The sequence below is a fragment of the Ruminococcus sp. NATIVEDY161 genome (assembly GCF_045819895.1).
Taxonomy (GTDB): domain Bacteria; phylum Bacillota; class Clostridia; order Oscillospirales; family Acutalibacteraceae; genus Ruminococcoides.
Window position 1 is genome coordinate 2,277,030 of the sequence record NZ_CP162392.1, and the last position, 19,401, is coordinate 2,296,430.

A 19,401-nucleotide genomic window follows, 5' to 3' on the forward strand; every position below is an offset into this window, starting at 1 on the left:
TGTCATTAGTATATTCGGGTTGCCTGTTTTCCGCAAATGTGCGATTTTGACGGTTCAGTGCCAAAACAGTCTTAGAAATCTCCGACAAGCCCATCTCGGCGATCGCTCCGGTAGCTACACCGAGGGCGTTAAGGGTGTCATCAGAATTGAAATTGACGACGTTACGGAAATCATCATCGTCAAAATACATTTCGGTATTGACGCCAAGCCTTGTCATCATCATATAGGCGACGCTGTTCGTCAAAAGTTCCTTATACATAGCCGTTACGCTGTCCTCGCCTAAATCTTCAAGGAAGGTGTCGTTTGTGCTGAGAAGCAAGTCCCTGATATAATCAGGAGCGTTATCCTCAACGGCGTTGTTTGCCGCCGACATTATCGCTTTCGCAAGGCTACCCTTATCTTCGAGATCACCGAAAGTGTTTTCAAGCGTCGTGATTACTTCTTCTGTATATTTGGGCTGCATAGTCCAAATAGGGACAGCTCTTGCGTATTCGCCTGCGTGTGTATCGGATATATCGAAGTAGTGTACTAATTTCTGTGAAACGCCGTCGTGTCTTTCAAAGACGGCAATGCCTTTTGCTCCTCGGTTTACCCAGCGTCCGAAAGTCCTGTTCCACCGCTCTATCTGGAGAACGGCGGTCGCTTCCGGCTTTTGAGCATAAATAAGGAGCTGTTCGTCAAATCGCAGTCTGTAATTGTAACAGGCTGTGCGTAAAAATGCCGCCCATTTATCAGGCGACAACACCTCTTTTGAGGTGTCTAAATACAGTTTTGAGATAAGGTCAAACTTTCTCGCCATAGGAAAAGCACCTCCTTATCTTGCGTCGTGGCTTCTGTTCTTTGGTTTGATAGGTGTCCCTTTCTCTGTATAGTTCTTCGGATCGGCTGCCGGAGTATGCCAGCCGAACATAGAGCCTGCCTTCATTGCTTCATACTGAGCAGGCGATACGCCGATATTACGATTCATCTCGTCAACAAGTCTGCGATTTTCACTTGGTCTGCCGTTACCTGATTTTGAATCGGTATATCCCATTTCGCCCTTATTGATAATACCAATCTTGTTTTCGGATTGTACGAAAACATAGCATTGATTGGGCAGGGACGCACGGAGAGGAATAACGATATTGCCAGTTCTTTCGCAAATCTCCGCAAATTCGCAGATATGGCGTAAATTGATACCGTATTCAAAATGATAATCGTCGATATATCGGCAAACGTATCTTGCGGGAGCGTCACGCACGGTATCTTTCTCCTCGGTTGAATTGATGATGATTTCGTCGCCGTCCTCGATTCTGAATTTCTCGTTGTAATGAGAATCAATGAAGCGGATACCACGCTCTGCTTTTTCAAGATGACTGTCGAGCCAATCCTTTTTATAGCAGTAGCAATAAAGATTGTAGTTGCCCTTATACGGATTAAGACGCATAAGGAAGGCGTAGTCCTTCGTGTTTACCCTTACGCCATAGTCAACGCCTGTGTTATACGAAAACACATTGTCGCTGTTCATACAGAAAGTTTCAAGCTCATCACGGTTGGATAGAAAACCGCCTTTCTCTCTGAAAGAGTTGATGACGGTATCAATATCCTTCTTGAAATCGTCCGTATTCAAATCATCACGAAAGCCGTTCCACGTTGAGAAAAATTCCGTTCCAAGCGTACCCATATCCGCACGGAGATAACCGATCAAGCCTGTCTGAGAGGAGATTTGCTGACTGTTACGATAGGTGTACAGCCATTCCTTACCTTTCAGCGGTGCGGCATTACTTTCCACAAAATGCACCTTCCTTATCACAGAAGTGCATAATACCAAGAGCGTCAAGCACCTTTTCGCCGATGCTTTCGGTTACATCGCCGATAATACTGAAATCAAAATCATCATTGTCGATCTCGGTGAACAGGCGCTGCACCTTGCTTAACGGAGCGTCCTTCTTGATAGCAAGATACTTGCAATAAGTAACGCCATCACGGTCAATATGGTAAGACAGAAAATCGCCGCTTTTGTCGACGTACCATTCTGCAATGTCGTAGTCTGTATCAAAGCATTCGCTAAGATTGCCGGAGTCGATTGTCTGAATGCCAAAGCCGTCGTCCTCGTCGTCATCGTAGCCCTCAAACAAAGCTAAGGCAATAATCGGCTGACCAATGCTTACCTTGCTGAGATGACTGACCAATTCATTAAAATAGTGGTAATTGAAACCATAAATAATGGCGTTTATATCGTCCTCGCCGATGTCGGGCATTTCCTTTTTAAGCATTGCCTTAAAACACGGCGCGCCGGGATTGATACTTGTCCAGATAATGGTTCTTTTGTTATTCGTTGTGTTGTTCATCAAACATACCTCCAAGATAAGAATAGAGCTTGTTGCTCTTTGTGTATTGTTGTAATTCGGATATGATACTCATATCCTGCACGGTTAATCCTTCGATGCGAAAAACATTCTGAAAGTTGATACTCTGCAAGTCCTTTTCAGACTTAAAGCCTGCTTCAAAAAGTTTTGTCAGCACCTTAAATCGTTGCTGGGGAGTAATCACGGTTTTATCTGCCATTAATTGCCCTCCCTGTCTAAAGCGTAGTTCGTGTAAGCGACAACGCCTTTACTTCTTCTTCGGCGGGCAGCAGGCGAGCAGCCAAGCTCCGGCAAAATCGCCTGAATCTTTTGTCTTGTCCGTCGAACGCTCTCAAAACCGGGACAGCCCAGCTCTTTGTAGTTGGTCATAACTTCTTCAAATGAAAAGTGTGCGTTACCGTGAGTTTCACTTATGCAATCACGGCAAACGTAATAATATAATCTCATATCGTCGTCACGAGCGTCGGGAGTTGAGATCAGTACGTTTAACACCATATTCTCAACAGTTTGTAACTTATACATTCGTACCTCCTAAAACTGACGGACGGCCTTGTGAGCCGTCCGTCGTGTTGATAATCACTTCTTGTTATTGCGGTTTTTGATCTGAAGAAAGATAAAACCACCGATAATGAAAACAAGTAAAACGATAGCAATAATCACTTTCATTATGCTGCCTCCTTGTTATGCTTCTTTCTCTTTCTTACAAGAGCTGTCACGCAAGCCGCAATACCGGCTGCCGAAATACCACCGATCATCAGCCATAGGCTGCCCGGAGCACTGTCATCGCCTGTCTGCGGAACGTGGATTTTTTCGTTGTGCATTTTAACGCTGGCGGTCTTGCCATACTCAATCTCGACAACCTCATCATCGGGAAGAATATATCCTGCGGAAGCGTCATCGTTCACCTCAGATACGACATACTTGCCAATGCGTAAGCCATCAATGAGAATTTCGCCGTTCTTATCGGTCTTAAAGGTCTTGTCATAGCCATTCTCGCCTGTTACACGGAAGGAGATGCCTTCAACCTTATTATCGGAAGAAGTCTTTATGATTTTGAGCGAGCCTTTCATAGCTTCATTCAGGAAGCCCTTGCCTGCGTCGTTCTCAACATCGTAGGTCTTACCGTCAGTTTCAATAAAGACGGGATAGGTGTTTTCATCGAGGACAAAGCCGTCGGGAGCCTTCTTCTCTTTTACAAGATAGTGACCGTAAACAAGGTCGTCCATCTCATAAATGCCCGTGTCGGTTTCCTTGATTTCGCCGAGCAGTTTGTCGTCCTTGTCGAGCTTGCCGTCAGCGTTGGTATCGGAATAGATTTCAAATACTGCGCCTGTCAGCTTATTGTCGGGATAATCAGCGTCAACCTTCGTAGTCTTTACATTGCCACGAATATGCTCGTTGACAATCTCGATTTCAACAACATCGCCGTCCTTGCCGATTGTAACGGGATAGACGGTATCATTTAGTACAAAGCCTGTCGGCTGTTCGATTTCTCTGATATACCAAGTGCCGTAAGGGATAGTATCCTCGCCAAAGGTAAAGCTGCCGTCCTCGGCTGATTCTGTTGTCAAGGTTGCGTTTTCCGCAGTAAACTCTGCGTCTGTGCTCTTAAACAGTCCGATAACTGCGCCGCCAAGCGCTTCGCCGTTCTCGTCAATCTTTATGCCGGAAACAGTACCGTAAATCAGCTCATTGGTAATAGGCTCACCGTCATTCACGGTGAGGTCAACGGTCTTTGTGTTTTCACCCTCGTATTCAAATACAACGGGGAATTTGGTGTCGGTCAAGATATAATGCTCGTCAGTTGTAAGCTCCTTGACGTAGTAACTGCCAAAGGGAAGGTCGGTGCCGACAAAGCCGTTACCGGTTTCATCCAGCGTGATGATCTCAATCAAGCCGTCTGCGGGAATGGTGGTTCCGCTTGCAGATACAATTTCCTCGGTGGCGAATAAGCCAAAGGAAATGTTCTTGATTTCCTCGTTAGTGCCGATGTCAAACGGCTCATTGGTTTCAAGCCATTTTTCGAGGTTTACATTGACTTTCTGCCTTTCATTGTAGAACGATGTAGAGGTTTCAGTAATCTCTACGGTCTGATCGGCGTAGGCAAGCTCTACGTTATGGACTTCATCACTGAGTACCATTCCGTATGGAGCGTGGATTTCTTTGATATCGTACTTGCCAAGATAGAGTGCCTTGCTTTTTGCAAAGCCATCATTACCTGTTGTAACGGTATCTACAAGGTCGCCCTTATGATTGCGGACTGTGCCATCGGGAGTGATAATATCTTCTGCGGCACGGATTTCATAGGTAGCGCCTTTCAGTCCGGCAGTTTCATATACAGGCTGGTAAATGGTCGGGATTTCGTTACCCTCATCATCAGTACCGCCGCTAACATTTACGCCGTAGAACACTTCGCCCTCTTTGGCAATGGTAATCTTGCCTTTCTGAGCGTAGTTTGGCTTCTTTACCTTAGTCAAAACAATGCTGCCCTCCTCTGTGGAGTTTTCTTCTGTGATGTCAAAGGTGATGGGTGTACTGTCAAGCACATAGCCGTGCGGAGCCTGAACCTCTACGAGCTTATAGCCCTTATCGTACACGAGCATTTCGGGAGTGATAAGATAGCCCTCGCTGTTGGTATAGAATGTGTCGATTGTTAGGTTAGAGGGGTACGGTACAGACATCGTTATCAGAGTATTATCGGGTGCATAAATCTGGAATCCCGCTCCCTCATAGGGGATGGTTCTTCCTGATTCAGCATCCACCTTAACAACCTTAAGATAGGACTCGAAGATATCATTATTAATGATGAAGCTGTACGGCTTAGAGTTGTCGCAGACGAATACATCGAAGTCGTCAACATAGTGTCTGCCTTCCCAGCCGTAGGTCTGATGGACGGTGTAAGTGCCATAAGGCAGCTTCTTTGATTTTGCATATCCCTTTTCGTCGCAGATAAGGGTATCACGCTCACTGTCCTTTGCTTTGTCAAAACTGCCTGCGCTTTTGAGAAAGAGCTGAAACGTGGCTCCTTCTTCGGGTGTTTCGATTTTGGTCTGTCCCTGATCGGTGTGCTTAACGATTTCAATCTCGCCCTTGATGATCTGTTCGGTAACGCCGACAGAAATGGGGTTGTGCTCAACGGTGTAGTTCTTCGCTTCTGCGCCGACATTGTAAACTGTTTCGTTGAGAAGATAACCCTCGGAAGGCTCAATCTCTCTGATAGTCCAATTATCGCCGCAAACATATTCCTTTGTGGTGAATTTGCCGTCCTTGTCGGTGGTGTAGGTATCAATCAGCTTATCGCCGTCATAGATGCCGTACTTTGCTCCGGCAAGCGTAGCGTCGCCCTGTGCCTTCTTTGTTTCAGCGTCGGTCTTTTCTACGGTTACGGTAAACTTCTTCAAAACATTGGTAAATTCACGTTTAGTCGCCTTGTCCCAAACAACGGGTGTAGTCTGTGACTCCGGAACAACGTAACGAATTGCAGTGTCCACTTCTTCAAGGGTGTAGGGCTTATCGCCGCTTACAAGGATATTCTTAAAGCTGGCTACGCCGTTCTTGTCAGTGGTAGCATACTCGTCAACCTTTGCGCCTGAGAGTGATGTGCCGTAAAGGTGAAATTTTACGCCCTCGTTGAAATTATCCTCCGAGGTCTTTACGACCTGAAGTTCGCCACGCTTCAGAATATTGCTGAATTTCACGGTGGCTGTCTTGCCGCTTTCTACCTTAACGGTCTGCGCTTTCTGATCCTCGTATCTTTCCTCTGTGACCTCAGTTACGGTATATGTGCCAACCTTGAGGTCATCAATCTGAAATTCGCCCTTTGCGTTGGTGGTAACGGTCTTGCTGTAATTGTCAGCGCCCGTGACCTTAAACTTGATACCTTCGATTTTTCCGTCGTCGGAGGTCTTGACGATTTTGAGTGAGCCTGCCGAGGTCTTAACAGCGAAATACGCTGTCTTGGTTTCTGTGTCGGACTGAACGCCTGTTACAACGTCCTGCTTTGTAGAGCTGCCGCAAGCGACAAGGGTAGTTGTTACCTTCGGCATATTCTTGGTTGCGCTGAATACAAGCTCATCAGGAATTGCCTTCGTCGATGTCAGTGTAATGCTGTTGCCCGAAACAGAAACAGATACGTCGCCTGTTTTCTTGAAGGTGTAATCGGACAAGATTTTGTTGCTGTCAGTCAGCGTAAGGCTGTACTTACCGTCGCTGTATTTCAGCTCCTTAACGTTGCTCTTTGCTTTTGCCTGTGTATCGTAGGAAAAACTCGGAATCACGTTATAGCTGTTGAGCTTGGCAATAATCTTGTTGTAGTTGGTCTTTACATTTGGATTGTGGTCGCCAGCGGTGATACCGTCAATAAACTTGGAATTGCTGAGCTTGAACGTAGAAGCGTCACGGCAGCCTGTGCAGAATTCCCATACAACCAACTGAGTTGCGATCCACTTCTGACCGTCTGTTCCGACAAGACCGGAGCTGTTTCCTGACTTTCCGAAAAGAAGGGCAAGATTAATAGCTTTCTTCTGAGCTTTGCTGAGTGCGTTCCACGCAGCCGAAGCATCTGTTGTCAGGGTGTTGCCTGAATAGAGCGAGTGTCCCGGCTCCAAACAGTAAGCGTCCTTGCCGTCTGCATAGATTCGGCAGAGTTCCTCGCCGACAGTTCCGACGGTGTAGCCGCCGTGTTCTGTGTACTTCACGAATGTGATGATGTTATCGCCTGTGTCATAGCAGTAGTCAAAGGTGATGGTCACCTCTTTGCCTGCGGCATTGGCGGGGATGATTAAGATTGAGGAAACGACAGCGATAACGGCTAAAAGAATTGCCGTAATACGCTTGGCGTTCCTCTTGTTGAATACTTTTGTCATTGGTTTACCTCCATAATTTTTTGAATTGAAATTGTGTGTTTGATTGACTTGCCTGCCCTATTAGAGAAAGATATATAATTAAGAGATAGAGTTATAATAAGAGATAGTATTATATCTTTCTTTTCGGATAGTACAGGTAGTCTTAGGGGTTAGAGTGTGAGGAAGGGGGAAGTCAAAAAAATATGTTTTGCATTTCCTACCTGCTGTCACGCTCTGAACGGTGGCGCAGATACTTGGCGTAGTGCTCCAGAGCCTTGCACACATAGTCCTCCGTGTCCTTCAACTGAACATTCTTCGGGATCAGGCTTCGTACTCTGTCACCACGCAGCACAATGCGCTCACGCTGGTTGGGTTTTTCTTCCGACATAATCGCTTCAACAGCTTCCGCCGTCAGTTTGCCGCTTTCAAACATTTTCCTCATTCGGATTGTCTGGTCGTGCGACGGTGTGCAGTCGTTAATGTCAATCTGCTCTACAACGTCACGCTGACTATCCTCGTCAAGATAGGACAACTCAACGGCAGGACGCATTTTGATTCTGCCCTCGTCCACAAGCTCCAAAAGTTCGGGGACAAGGTTAGTTAAGCGGATATATCGTCTTATTTGGTCTTTGCTTTCTCCAACCTGTTCGCTGAGTTCTACATCAGAACGTCCGCCACCTAACTTAGTCGCCACTGGCGACGAAGTTAAATCTGTTCGTTTTCCTTGCCTTTTCATAGCTTCTAACCTCATTTTGTAAGCAAAGGCTTTCTCGCTGGGAAGGATTGTTGTACGCTGAAAATTGCTCTCAACCATATATACAACTGCTTCGTCACGGGTTAAGTCCTTAATCTCACTTCTGAGGGTGGAAAGCCCGGCAAGCTCACAAGCTCGCTTTCTGCGGTGTCCGCTGACAACCTCATATCGTCCGTCCTCTTTCTGACGGAGAACGGCAGGCGTTAAAACGCCGTTTGTCTTGATACTCTCGACAAGCTGAACCATATCCTCATCATCTCTGACGTGGAAAGGGTGATCGGGAAAGTCATCAATCAAGTCAAGCGGAATATCCCTGATTTTTTCGAGCCTTGCGTCGTCCCGTTCATCCTGTGTGGAGAAAAGGTCATCGAGCGTCGGCAGAGCGAAGTCGCTCTTTCTGTCTGCCACCTGACAACACCTCCTTTGTGAAATCAGCGTATGCCTGTGCTACCTTGCTGTTAGGCTCGTAGGCGTAAATACTTTTGCCTTTGGAAGTTACCTCGGCGGCTTTGACCGCTATCGGGATTTTTGCTTTGTAGATTTTAACAACGCTTCCAAAGTTGTTCCGTATTGCGTCCACAGTGCTTTTAGCAAGGTTTGTCCTGTTATCGACGAGCGTCAGCAAAATGCCGTCAATCGCCAAATTAGGATTTGTATGTGCCTTTACCTTTGAAACAGTCCGAAGAAGCTGTGTCATAGCCCTTGCAGGCAAATACTGAGCCTGAACAGGGATAATCACGCTGTCTGCCGCCGTCAAAGCATTCAAGGTCAACATACCGAGTGATGGTCTGCAATCAATCAGGATGTAGTCGTAATTTGACTTAACCATATTAAGATAACTCTTTAAGATGTTCTCACGGCTCATAGCCGTCACAAGGTACATCTCCAAGCCCTCCAAATCCGTGTTGGACGGAATAAGGTCAACTCCTTCGTTATGATGGAGTATGCCGCTTTCGGGGTTGGTTTCGTTATCTCTGATAATCTCGTGCATTTTCGTAGCGAGGGTAACGGGTATCTCGTCAACACGCTGCCAGCCTAAACAGGTCGTCAAATCGCCCTGCGGATCAGAGTCAACAACGAGTACACGTTTACCTTTATTCGCCAAGCCAATGCCCAAGTTCATTGTGGTAGTCGTTTTTCCAACGCCGCCCTTCTGATTGCATATAGCAATAGTTTTGCAGTTTGGCATTCGTTTTCCTCCTTTCAAATAGTTTTATAGCTGTCCTGCAAAAACAGCTATGTAACTTTTCCGCTTATTTGTCCTCGACACCCCAGCGGATAGATAAATCTATATGGGAAGTTCTTCAAGCGCCTGACTGCTATCAGGCTCATAGGAATCTCACCTCTGCCGGGTTCTCCGCCAGCTCCGTAGAGAAGTATCATTATCGCTTGTGTAGGTCGTCGCCATATCGGGAGCAGCCCGATACTCACAGACGGAATTAGCGCTCGCTCCTGAAAGGAGGTCGTGGCGTACCGCTGAGGTAGCTTTGCGTTTCTGCTTACACAAGTAGCGTACTTGAAGAAATGATATTCAGTTTTCAAAGGTCTGTGAAAAGGTCTTTTCCGATTGCTCGGAATTAACCCTCTCACTATTACCCACTGGGAGAGGCGATTTGTTACCCCATTTTTAAAAATTTTTTTATTTTTTTCAAAAAAAGTTGATATAACGCAAAAAAGCCGCCTGCTCCAATTACGGAACAGACGGCTCTTAAGCTATATTTAATTGTATATTACCTTTATATTCTTTTTGCGGGCATTATAAAGTTTGGTGATAACCTCATCTATTACATCCGTATATTTTCCTCGTGCGATCATATCATTCTTGAGGTCAATCAGTGATTTCAAAACCTCTGAGCGTTCTTCGTTCGTTAGGTAAACGTGGTATTTCGGGTTTTTCATTATAAATTCCTCCTCACTTTTGGGCTATAACAGATTGAGATTGTCTGAATCTCCAATCGTAAAAGCGCTGTCTAATAATCTCTGCGTCTTTTTCTGTATCTGAGTTTATATAGATATGAACAGAGCGAAACGCCTGTTTTATCTTTTCCAATAGGGATATTTCATCGGTACGTCCGTATGGAACATACACGAGCTTGATATTCCGCTTTTTACAAAGGTGCTGTTTTATTCTATATTCGTTTTCGTTAGGCTTAGAAGTTTCAATAGCGAGCTTTTCTTCGGATATATATGATTCTAATGGGATACCGATAATGCTGTCATCATCAAACTTAGCAGACATTTTTTTCATTCCGGCATATACCATAATCGCCAATTTGGGAAGCACGCTCTTGTACTCCTTATCGCACACCTTGCAGCCCATTCCGCTTGCTCTGCCTGATATAGCAGCTTTATATGAATGGTTGAGAGGACATTTCCACCAAACGCTGTACATTGAGTGTTTTGAAATGTGTTCCGGTGAAAAGTCGGTGTTCTTATCAAAGTCCCATTCATCAAGAAGATGTGGATCTGTTGTAGCCAAGTCATTATATCCTGTCAAGACGGCTCTGTCAGCGCAAACGGGACACATTGCGCCTTTAGCTCTTGAATGTATAACCGATTTCCACTCATAGCCACAAGTCCGACATTTCCACCATACATTTTTACGGGATTTATCATTTACGGTATCAGGAGTAAGTGGTAGGTTTCGATCTGACCATTCCTCGGCAAGCTGCGGATATAGCGTTGCAAAATCATTAAAGCCCTTGAGTAATATATATCCACTACAATACGGGCATTTACTTCCGTCTGAACGTGTAGTAATGAGTGTTTCCCATTCATTGCCGCACTCTCTGCATTTCCACCAAGCCTTGCGATTAGCAAAAACAGTAACTTGTGTGGGGAGTAGAGGGGCGTTTCTGCCTGACCACTCTGCGGCAAGCTCAGGCTTTTGAGAAGCGAGGTCATTGAAGCCCTCTAATATCGCATTGTGGGAACAGTAAGGACAACCACTTCCGCCGATTACTCTGTTTTTTACTGAAGCTCTCCATTCGTGTCCGCATTTGCCATTCCACCATACTATTTTATTAGAGCCGTGCGTTACGCTGTCCGGCGTAAGAGGTAAATTGCGTTGTGACCATTCATTTATAAGTTCAGGGCAAACATCAGCTAACATTCTTTTCATACCGTATCCTCTCCTTTACCTATATTATATAAGAAACAGGAGAAAATCGTAGTTTGCGATTCGTTTCAGGGCATAAAAAACAGGCAACCTCATATAAGGCTGCCTGCGATTACCATAATAGTAAATGCGATAAATCAGAATTTAGCAGTATAATATAATTTTTATGGAATGTAAAGGTAGTTACAAATATAGTTCCATAACCTATTATAAGTTGTTTTTTCGTCCCACAAATACTCTAACAAAGTAACTTGAACAAGATTTTGTGTTTCATCGTCGCCATAGCTGATACAATACAACGTGGCAAACTCTACAAGTCTGGCGTTTCTGTTTTTTCATACAGCCGTTCTCCTGTTCATTTCATATAAATGATAAGCAAACCATAATTGTTACCCAATTTCTTGATTCGTATTCTCCGAAAGCCTGCCTTTTTGCCAAGCTCTATATATTCGTCTTTTGTGAATTTCTTGAACCCGTTTTTCGTATAGAAGAACTTGTCTAAGTTTTCCTTTGATATAACAGCATTGTAGAAGATACCATTGTCCTTTAATACTCTGTTGATCTCAGACATTCCCTTAGCGGTATCGTTCCAAAAGTATATGGTGTTCATCGTTGTGACCACATCAAATGTTTTGTCTTTAAAAGAAAGATCACAGCAGTCACCGAGCTGAAATTTCATATTCCCCGAAGCAATATATCTGCGGTTGGTTTCGGCTGCTTTGTTGACCATATCCTCAGATATATCAATTCCGGTGATAAAACACCTCGATTTCTGAATTATCAGCTTTTCGAGGTATCCGTTGCCGAATCCTACGTCAAGTATCTGCGTTTTGGGCGAAATTTTCAGTTCATCGACAATGCCTTTGTACATAACATTATTTGCACGATTCATTGACCATGTCATGATCTTTCCGATAACTCCGTGCGGATTCCCACATTGCGAAGCAAAATAATCACCGATTTTACTCATTTTATTCGCCACCATTTCTTTTAATCCATTTGATGATAAATCTTCATACATTTCCCAAAATGACATGAGGTAAAAAGTCACCTAACCGACTCATTTCCCCTTCAACTTGCTCTTTTAATTCGGGAAATCTTTTTATAATAAACGTAATAAACGTTTCATTAAGATTAGAGTATTCAATCATGATTTTTCCACCTCTAAATTCCGATTTGAATTTGAAATAATCTATGGATATTATAGCATATCATAGGTTGTTAGTAAAGTCCTCCAAAAGCCTGATAAACAGTGGATTTATCGCAGTTTGCTTACCTTATGCGGACATATGATTTCACATTTTATTATATCGTTCCCGACGGCTCGTAAGGGCAAAGATGAGGGAAAGAAAAACTGATAATAAGCTATAACAAAATGTGGCAATCAAGGTGCTGTGATATATGTATGAATATATTTTTGGAGGATTCTATAATGAAACACAATTTTGAAATTAGCTATACACAACAGGGCGATTATCTTCTGCCCGACCTGAGATTACCCGAACAGCCTTGAGATTGGAATATGGGGCAAACGGCATTTACGCTACATCAAGCAGCACCACAAAGTCCGGTCTCACAATCGATATCGAGGCTTAAAGCAAGGCTCCCCGCCGCCCGTGATGGCAGTGTGGGAGCCTTGGCCTTTCTCTGCATGAACACCTTATTTTTCGTTTACAGCAATCCAGATTTCTCCCGCATAGTTAGGATCATCCGTTTTATCAGACGGATATACCTCGATCTCTACACCTGCGGCATATTCGTACCGGTCGCTGCTTGGGAAGAAATCACTGACGATCTTCCTGTATGTCTCGATGAAGGTTTCTGGCATTTTTCCCTTGAACGGGAATACCGCGTAGGTATACTCCGGGAGCTCAATAACCTCAAGATCTCCATCCACCGGTGCTCCATTATACTCTGCACCGATTCCATACGGGAACACGTCTCCGTTCGTTTCCAGCGAGAAGCAGATTCCGAGGAGCCCGGCCAGTCTCGGCTTTTCAGGGATATAACCGCAGATCTTCTGCATCGTTCCGTCCTGTCCGCACTTTGTCCAGAAGCCTGTAATGTCAGGCGTTCCTGCGCCGGTTTCGGGTTTGTGAACAGCTTCTCTTTTGCAGATCACCTTAATCGCACCCGGTTTCTCAATTCGATAATCCATTTCAGTTCCTCCTGTCAGAATGAGTTTTACAGACAGTCTGGAAAAGGATTTGACCGTGCCGCCGTTTCTGGCTTCAGTCGGTGTAATGCCATGGAATCGTGAAAAGGCGCGGGTAAAGCTCTCTGGCGTTTCATACCCATACTTGAGCGCAATATCGATCACTTTCTCATCGCTGTGAACAAGCTCATCCGCTGCCAGCGAAAGACGTCTCATACGGATATAGTCGCCAAGGGTAAAACCACACATGATGCTGAATACTCTCTGAAAGTGAAACGAAGACGAATAGGCCTCTTTCGCCACCGCGTCATAGTCGATTTCTTCTGTCAGATGTGCCTCCGTATAATCGAGCGCTCTTTGTATGCCTTTGATCCAGTCCAAATCCAGTCCCTCCTGTCTTACGGGCTCTATTCTAACAGGGATAATCAGCAGCTTCCTGACTCTGAATGCTGACTAATGTCAGTTTATGCTGCCCGCAATACGCAGGAGCATACCTCATAAAATGTTATCGGTCGAAGACGATACTTCTGATTTGACCTGTTTCCACGGTCTTGCTTTACCGATCCAGCCGTTCTCATTCCAATACTTAAAGTCGGTGTATTCGGGATTCTGTTTACCGAGGCTCGTCTGAAGCATTCTTACTATATAGAACTTAGCTTTCACGATAACATTTGTATGACCAGGTTTATCATAATTGATTGGAGTTTAGTCCTATTTTCTTAATTGTATCCATTCCGGTTCTCCTACAAATACCGATTTTTCTTTTGATTATTATATCATTTTCATTCAATGATTTCCTCCAGAACCTGAACGGCAAGCGCTACCATATCTCTGCAGGTCGTGGTGAATAATTCGTGCTTTACAGCGTATTCTACTCCCTCCTGCGTGGTAATATCACAGCCGAGTATCTCATTGCAGATATATGTTCCGTTTAGTTCCTTAAAGCGATCCAGAAAACGGTTAGTCATCTGATTGGTTTTGTTTCGACTGTCGAGATCGTCCTTATCGGCTTGACCGTACATCATACCGAGAACCATCAACGCTCCCGAACAAGCTCCGCACACCTCGCCTTTTCTCATTCCTGCGTTAAAGCAGGCGGCGATTTTCAACGCTTGTTCTTCCGTTAATCCGAGCTCGTCGGCATATGCGGCAAGAACAGACTGTGAGCAATGAAATTTATCTTTGAAATAGGATAACGCTTTTTCTTCGTGTGTCATTTAAATCCTCTCCTTAGTATAGATTAATGCTGTAAATCAGAATTTATACTAACAAGTCTTTGATTTTTCTTTTGGATTTCTCAATGTCGCTGCAAGTTAGAATAGGAATAAGTGAATCAATTTCTTCAATGCTTTTATCCCACCATTTGACTTTGAGCAGCAATTCAATCATTTCATCGTCAAATCGTTTACGAAGCACCTTTGACGGGTTTCCTGCTACTATCGTATATGGAGCAACATCGTTTCCAACAACGCTGTTTGCACCAATGATAGCACCGTCACCAATATTAACACCGGGCAATATCGTTGCGTTCTGTCCTATCCAAACATCATTACCCACAACCGTATCACCTTTTAACGGCATATCAGCTATTGCAGGCGGTTTCATATCCCAGCCTTCCAGTGTATAGAACGGAAAAGTTGATACAGAGTTCATTTGATGATTTGCACCATTCATAACGAATTCAACCCCCGATGCGATTTGACAAAACTTGCCTATAATGAGTTTATCACCGTTCCATTCGTAATGATGTGTAACATGGCTTTCAAAATCCGAATCAGCGATATAGGAGAAGTCCCCGACAATAATGTTGGGGTTTTTGATTGTCGGTTTGATATAGATTTCTTTATCATAACCCTTGATCGGGTGAATGGCATTTGGATTTGGTGTTTTTCCGTCTTTCATTTGATTACTCCTAAATTCCGATTTATCTAATTGATGTTGTTTGTCACTCAGATATGGATTTTAACGTCACCGAAATCAAACAATCCCTTTCCTTGTTTCAATTGCCCGTTCTGCTCAATCTGCGAAAAACATTCATTGATCTCACCAATTAGTGAAACGGGTATCTCCATGTCATGATGACCGGGGAAAACGCGGTTAACATCAAGCTCCAACAGACGCTTTACTGACTGATAAAAAAGCAACGGGTCTGTGCTTGGATAAAAGGCGTCCAGACAACCTTTGTAAACCAGATCGCCGGAATACAGGTACCTTTTCTCCAACTCGTAAAAACAGCAGTGTCCGGGAGAGTGTCCCGGCGTGTGCAGCACCCGGATCGTTCGTCCGCCCAAATCAAAACAGTCACCGTCATGCAAAAGAATCTGCGGTGTGCCTTGAAATAACCGATATGCATCTACATCGAAATCCTCCGGGAATGCACAGGGTAATTTTGTCAGTTGGGCCTTCACTGCTTCCAACGGTAATGGGAAGCTACCGTCGATCCAGTTTATTTCCGCCTCATGGACTGCAATGCGGGCAAAGTGTTTGTGCCCACCGATGTGATCCCAATGGACGTGGGTGGTAAATACGGTAACAGGCAACGTCGTCAGATGATTGACAACGCATTTGATGTTTGAAACGCCGAGACCGGTATCGATTAGCGCCGCCTTGTTCTGACCGCAAAGCAAGTAGCAATGCGTTTCTTCGTAGTGCTGATATTCGCTTATGGCAAATGTTTGTGTGTCGATTTTCTCAATGGTAAACCAGCCATTCATAAATCAGTCTCCTAAATACGGATATTTGTATTTTTCGAGCATCTTTTGTGCCAGAAGCGTTTTTCCAGTGTGAGATGCACCCGTAATCAGTATGATCATTTTTTTCTCGTCAAGATTAAATATGTCAGTATCGGTCTCCATATTCCTTTCGTGCTTCTGCCGTCCATTTGGAGATGAAATCCGTCTTCGCATCTGTATATGCATCCCGGTCATGCTCATATTGTTTCCAAAGCCGGAGCTTCAAGGTTTCGTATTCTTTTGCCACGGCAGGATGCTCGTTCAAATAATCACGAAAGTACAGTTCATCATTGTCCCCGGTGTACCGCAGATGGATATGATATACTTTATCCGCAAATCCGTTTTCAGTATATCCCTTATTAAGTGAAATCCGGTTTGCCTCGGCGTACATGACGGTAAAACCGCTCTGTTCCAATAGTTGTGCTATATCTTTCATGTCAGCGCTTTGAGGAATCTCAATCATCACATCAACAATATTTTTAGCCCATATTCCCTGAATGGCGGTGCTTCCGATATGACTGATCCGCACAACAGGCTGAGCAGCTAAAAGACCGGTCAGCGTTTGCCTGATCTCATTGAAGCTATCTTTCCACCGATCATCGTGCGGCACAAGAAAGATGGGAAACAATGCCCATAACTCTTCCAATGTTATTTTAGATAAATCTTTTCCCATGCCAAAAGCCTCCATAAATTCCGATTTATCTTTCTATCATTATATCATTTCAGCCTGAATTTGTCTATCCGTCAAACAAAAAAGACCTTGATGAAAACGAATCCATCAAGGTCAAATTCATTAAAATATGCGATTGTTTATCTTACCTATATTATATGAGAAACAGGAGAAAATCGAAGTTTGCAATTCGTTCTTGGGCATAAAAAATCAGGCAACCTCACATAAGGCTGCCTGCTATAGTATAGATTAATGCTGTAAATCAGACTTTATCTGCCCTGAACAATTTGTCGTATGGCATTTGCATATTGAGCTGCGTGATTCATTGAATACTCTCCGTGTTTAAGACCGTCTAAACAGTTCATTCTACAGGAGGGGCGCATTTTACAAATGACTTCTGCCGAACGCAGTATTTCTCTTGTTTCTTTTGCTCCAACATAAACGTGAATTTCAGCAGACGATTCTCTGAAAGCATCTTTCAGAGAGTAGGACGTATTTGCTTTTAGAAAAGCAATCATATCCTGCTTTTTTATCCGGCAAGTGTCCCTGTAATAGTCCTCAAAGAGTTCCGGCTTAATGTGCAGAGATTGAAACTGAAGCTTTGCAAAGCTTCTTTTCTTGATTAGCCAATAACTGCTGCCGAATGTCGGGGAAACCAACGCATTTGTCAGTTTTGACGGAATGACAGATGCACTCTCAACCAAAGCATAGGAGCAAATATCTTTGCGTTGTGACAGCATTTCAAGCAGAATCTGTCCGCCCAAAGAAAGACCTCCTATCAGTAATACAGAGCCATCTAATTGTTCATCAATGAATTCAATGATCTCGGACGCATTTTCTTCAATCGTAGTAAAAGGGTGATCACTCCCGGCGTGTCCGTCCAGAATCGGAAGGATGACATGATACTCCCCCTGTAGAAGCAATGCCACTTCCCGATAATTCCACCATGATAATCCACCTCCGTGGAGCAGAATGACCGCGTCTTTATGTTTCAGCCCATATTCCTGAAATTTCATGGTTCTCGCACCTCGGTTTATTCCGATTTGTCTTGCTATAATTATATCATTTCAGCCTGATTTTGTCTATCCGTCAAACAAAAAAAGACCTTGATGAAAACGAATCCATCAAGGTCAAATTCATTAAAATATGCGATTGATTACGCTCTGCACAACTTTCTGCATCATTTGGCGTAAGTTTGGCGTAAATGGCGTAAATCCGAGACATCGCAACTCTCGAAACCCGCATAAACACTGGGGTTTTGGGGTGTTACTTATCCAAGGATTTCATTGTCGGGAAGAGCAATACGTCCCTGATAGCGGCGGAGTCTGTTAGCAGCATTGTGAGTCTGTCGATTCCGTAGCCTATGCCGCCTGTGGGGGGCATACCGATTTCGAGGGCGTTAAGGAAGTCCTCGTCGGTGGTGTTGGCTTCCTCGTCGCCTTGGGCAAGAGCCTCCTCCTGCGCCTTAAATCTCTCGCGCTGGTCGATCGGGTCGTTAAGCTCGGAGTAAGCGTTGCACATCTCCCAGCCGTTAATGAACATTTCAAAGCGCTCAACATAGTCCGGATTGTCGGGCTTTTTCTTTGTCAGGGGAGAAATCTCAATCGGATGATCCATAACAAAGGTCGGCTGAATCATATGCTCCTCGGCAAATTCCTCAAAGAACAGGCTGAGGATATCGCCCTTCTTGTGTCTGTCCTCAAACTCAACGTGGTGCTCCTTGGCAACAGCCTTTGCTTCCTCGTCGGAGTGAATTTCGTTAAAGTCAACGCCTGCGTACTTTTTAACCGCGTCGAGCATTGTAATGCGCTCAAACGGCTTGCCGAGGTCAATCTCGGTTCCGTTGTAGGTTATAAGAGTGGTGCCGAGCACCTCCTGTGCAACGTGGCGGAAAAGGTTTTCGGTCAAGTCCATCATACCGTTGTAGTCGGTGTACGCCTGATAAAGCTCCATCAGCGTAAACTCCGGGTTGTGTCTGGTGTCAACGCCCTCGTTGCGGAAAACTCTGCCGATTTCGTAGACCTTTTCAAGTCCGCCGACGATAAGTCTTTTAAGGTAAAGCTCCAGCGAAATTCTGAGCTTTAAGTCCTCGTCAAGCGCGTTGAAGTGCGTCATAAACGGTCTTGCCGCGGCGCCGCCGGCGTTTGAAACGAGCATGGGGGTTTCAACCTCCATAAAGCCCTGACCGTCAAGGTAGCGGCGGATTGAGCTGATAATCTGCGAACGCTTGATAAAGGTGTCCTTAACCTCGGGGTTCATAATCAAATCAACATAGCGCTGACGGTATCTGAGGTCGGTGTTTGTAAGTCCGTGATACTTCTCGGGAAGGGGCTTAAGAGACTTTGAAAGGAGCCTTACAGCGGTTGCGTGAACCGAGATTTCGCCCATCTTGGTCTTGAAAACAAAGCCCTTGACCTCAACGATATCACCGATATCCCACTTTTTGAGGAAGCCGTACTCCTCCTCACCGAGGTCGTCAAACTTGGCAAAAATCTGAATTTTGCCCGACTTATCGTGCAAATCGAGGAACGAAACCTTACCCTTGCCGCGCTTAGACATAATTCTGCCGGCAACGCAAACGTCCTTGTTCTCGTATTCCTCAAAGTTATTCTTGATAGTTTCGGTAAGGCAGTCGCGGTCGCTTGTGGTGATTACAAACGGATCTCTGCCTGCCTCGCGGAGCGCGTTAAGCTTGTCGTATCTGACCTGAATAACGTCGCTTGTATTAGCCTGATTCGGCTTGTTATCCATAAAATTACTTCCTTTCGGGATTTTCGTAA

Annotated in this window: 19 protein-coding genes and 1 pseudogene; 1 reads left to right on the top strand and 19 read right to left on the bottom strand. The window is 44.7% G+C overall.

From position 1 onward, the window contains the following. The first annotated feature begins 46 nt into the window (after positions 1–46). Positions 47–283, top strand: coding sequence for a hypothetical protein (locus tag AB1I50_RS10890; RefSeq protein WP_407724025.1), 237 nt, complete (start codon positions 47–49; stop codon positions 281–283). Positions 284–814: 531 nt separating this feature from the next. On the opposite strand, the gene AB1I50_RS10895 is transcribed toward AB1I50_RS10890, so the two are convergent. The 19 genes and pseudogenes from AB1I50_RS10895 to lysS form a co-directional block, all read right to left on the bottom strand. Beyond that, entirely contained in the window at positions 815–1,771 is a 957-nt protein-coding gene (locus AB1I50_RS10895; protein WP_407724026.1) for a hypothetical protein, read from the bottom strand. Beyond that, positions 1,761–2,330, bottom strand: coding sequence for a hypothetical protein (locus AB1I50_RS10900; RefSeq protein WP_407724027.1), 570 nt, complete (start codon positions 2,328–2,330; stop codon positions 1,761–1,763). The genes AB1I50_RS10895 and AB1I50_RS10900 overlap by 11 nt, the downstream gene beginning before the upstream one ends. After that, a complete protein-coding gene (locus AB1I50_RS10905; protein WP_407724028.1) occupies positions 2,311–2,547 on the bottom strand; it encodes a hypothetical protein in 237 nt (78 codons plus the stop codon). The genes AB1I50_RS10900 and AB1I50_RS10905 overlap by 20 nt, the downstream gene beginning before the upstream one ends. Then, positions 2,547–2,870: a hypothetical protein gene (locus AB1I50_RS10910; protein WP_407724029.1), complete on the bottom strand. Its 324-nt coding sequence runs from the start codon at positions 2,868–2,870 to the stop codon at positions 2,547–2,549. The genes AB1I50_RS10905 and AB1I50_RS10910 overlap by 1 nt, the downstream gene beginning before the upstream one ends. A gap of 143 nt (positions 2,871–3,013) precedes the next feature. After that, on the bottom strand, positions 3,014–7,213 hold the full coding sequence (locus tag AB1I50_RS10915; protein WP_407724030.1) for a SpaA isopeptide-forming pilin-related protein: 4,200 nt from the start codon (positions 7,211–7,213) through the stop codon (positions 3,014–3,016). Positions 7,214–7,409: 196 nt separating this feature from the next. After that, positions 7,410–8,354 carry a ParB/RepB/Spo0J family partition protein gene (locus AB1I50_RS10920; RefSeq protein WP_407724031.1) on the bottom strand — a complete coding sequence of 315 codons (945 nt, stop codon included), beginning with the start codon at positions 8,352–8,354 and terminating at the stop codon, positions 7,410–7,412. Next, complete coding sequence (locus tag AB1I50_RS10925) at positions 8,311–9,135, bottom strand: ParA family protein (RefSeq protein ID WP_186833873.1); 825 nt, start codon at positions 9,133–9,135, stop codon at positions 8,311–8,313. Before AB1I50_RS10925 ends, AB1I50_RS10920 begins: the two co-directional genes overlap by 44 nt. A gap of 530 nt (positions 9,136–9,665) precedes the next feature. Then, positions 9,666–9,845 carry a hypothetical protein gene (locus AB1I50_RS10930; RefSeq protein WP_201428413.1) on the bottom strand — a complete coding sequence of 60 codons (180 nt, stop codon included), beginning with the start codon at positions 9,843–9,845 and terminating at the stop codon, positions 9,666–9,668. A 13-nt stretch (positions 9,846–9,858) separates the two neighbouring features. Further along, on the bottom strand, positions 9,859–11,067 hold the full coding sequence (locus AB1I50_RS10935; RefSeq protein WP_407724032.1) for a zinc-ribbon domain-containing protein: 1,209 nt from the start codon (positions 11,065–11,067) through the stop codon (positions 9,859–9,861). Between the two features lie 352 nt (positions 11,068–11,419). Then, complete coding sequence (locus AB1I50_RS10940) at positions 11,420–12,034, bottom strand: class I SAM-dependent methyltransferase (protein ID WP_407724033.1); 615 nt, start codon at positions 12,032–12,034, stop codon at positions 11,420–11,422. A 43-nt stretch (positions 12,035–12,077) separates the two neighbouring features. After that, positions 12,078–12,215 (bottom strand): hypothetical protein, encoded by a 138-nt coding sequence (locus AB1I50_RS10945; protein ID WP_407724034.1) that lies wholly within the window; start codon positions 12,213–12,215, stop codon positions 12,078–12,080. A 509-nt stretch (positions 12,216–12,724) separates the two neighbouring features. Further along, complete coding sequence (locus AB1I50_RS10950) at positions 12,725–13,600, bottom strand: AraC family transcriptional regulator (protein WP_407724035.1); 876 nt, start codon at positions 13,598–13,600, stop codon at positions 12,725–12,727. 401 nt (positions 13,601–14,001) lie between these two features. Beyond that, positions 14,002–14,436, bottom strand: coding sequence for a C-GCAxxG-C-C family protein (locus AB1I50_RS10955; RefSeq protein ID WP_407724036.1), 435 nt, complete (start codon positions 14,434–14,436; stop codon positions 14,002–14,004). A 43-nt stretch (positions 14,437–14,479) separates the two neighbouring features. Beyond that, positions 14,480–15,121 (bottom strand): CatB-related O-acetyltransferase, encoded by a 642-nt coding sequence (locus AB1I50_RS10960; RefSeq protein ID WP_407724037.1) that lies wholly within the window; start codon positions 15,119–15,121, stop codon positions 14,480–14,482. Between the two features lie 47 nt (positions 15,122–15,168). Then, positions 15,169–15,933 (bottom strand): MBL fold metallo-hydrolase, encoded by a 765-nt coding sequence (locus AB1I50_RS10965; RefSeq protein ID WP_407724038.1) that lies wholly within the window; start codon positions 15,931–15,933, stop codon positions 15,169–15,171. A 12-nt stretch (positions 15,934–15,945) separates the two neighbouring features. Next, positions 15,946–16,032: pseudogene (locus tag AB1I50_RS10970) on the bottom strand (adenylate kinase); the annotation flags it as partial. Between the two features lie 25 nt (positions 16,033–16,057). Then, a complete protein-coding gene (locus tag AB1I50_RS10975; protein ID WP_407724039.1) occupies positions 16,058–16,624 on the bottom strand; it encodes a GrpB family protein in 567 nt (188 codons plus the stop codon). Positions 16,625–16,890: 266 nt separating this feature from the next. Beyond that, positions 16,891–17,637, bottom strand: a complete 747-nt coding sequence (locus tag AB1I50_RS10980) for an alpha/beta fold hydrolase (protein ID WP_201427068.1) — start codon at positions 17,635–17,637, stop codon at positions 16,891–16,893. Between the two features lie 250 nt (positions 17,638–17,887). Beyond that, complete coding sequence (gene lysS, locus AB1I50_RS10985) at positions 17,888–19,372, bottom strand: lysine--tRNA ligase (protein WP_407724040.1); 1,485 nt, start codon at positions 19,370–19,372, stop codon at positions 17,888–17,890. Positions 19,373–19,401 lie beyond the last annotated feature (29 nt).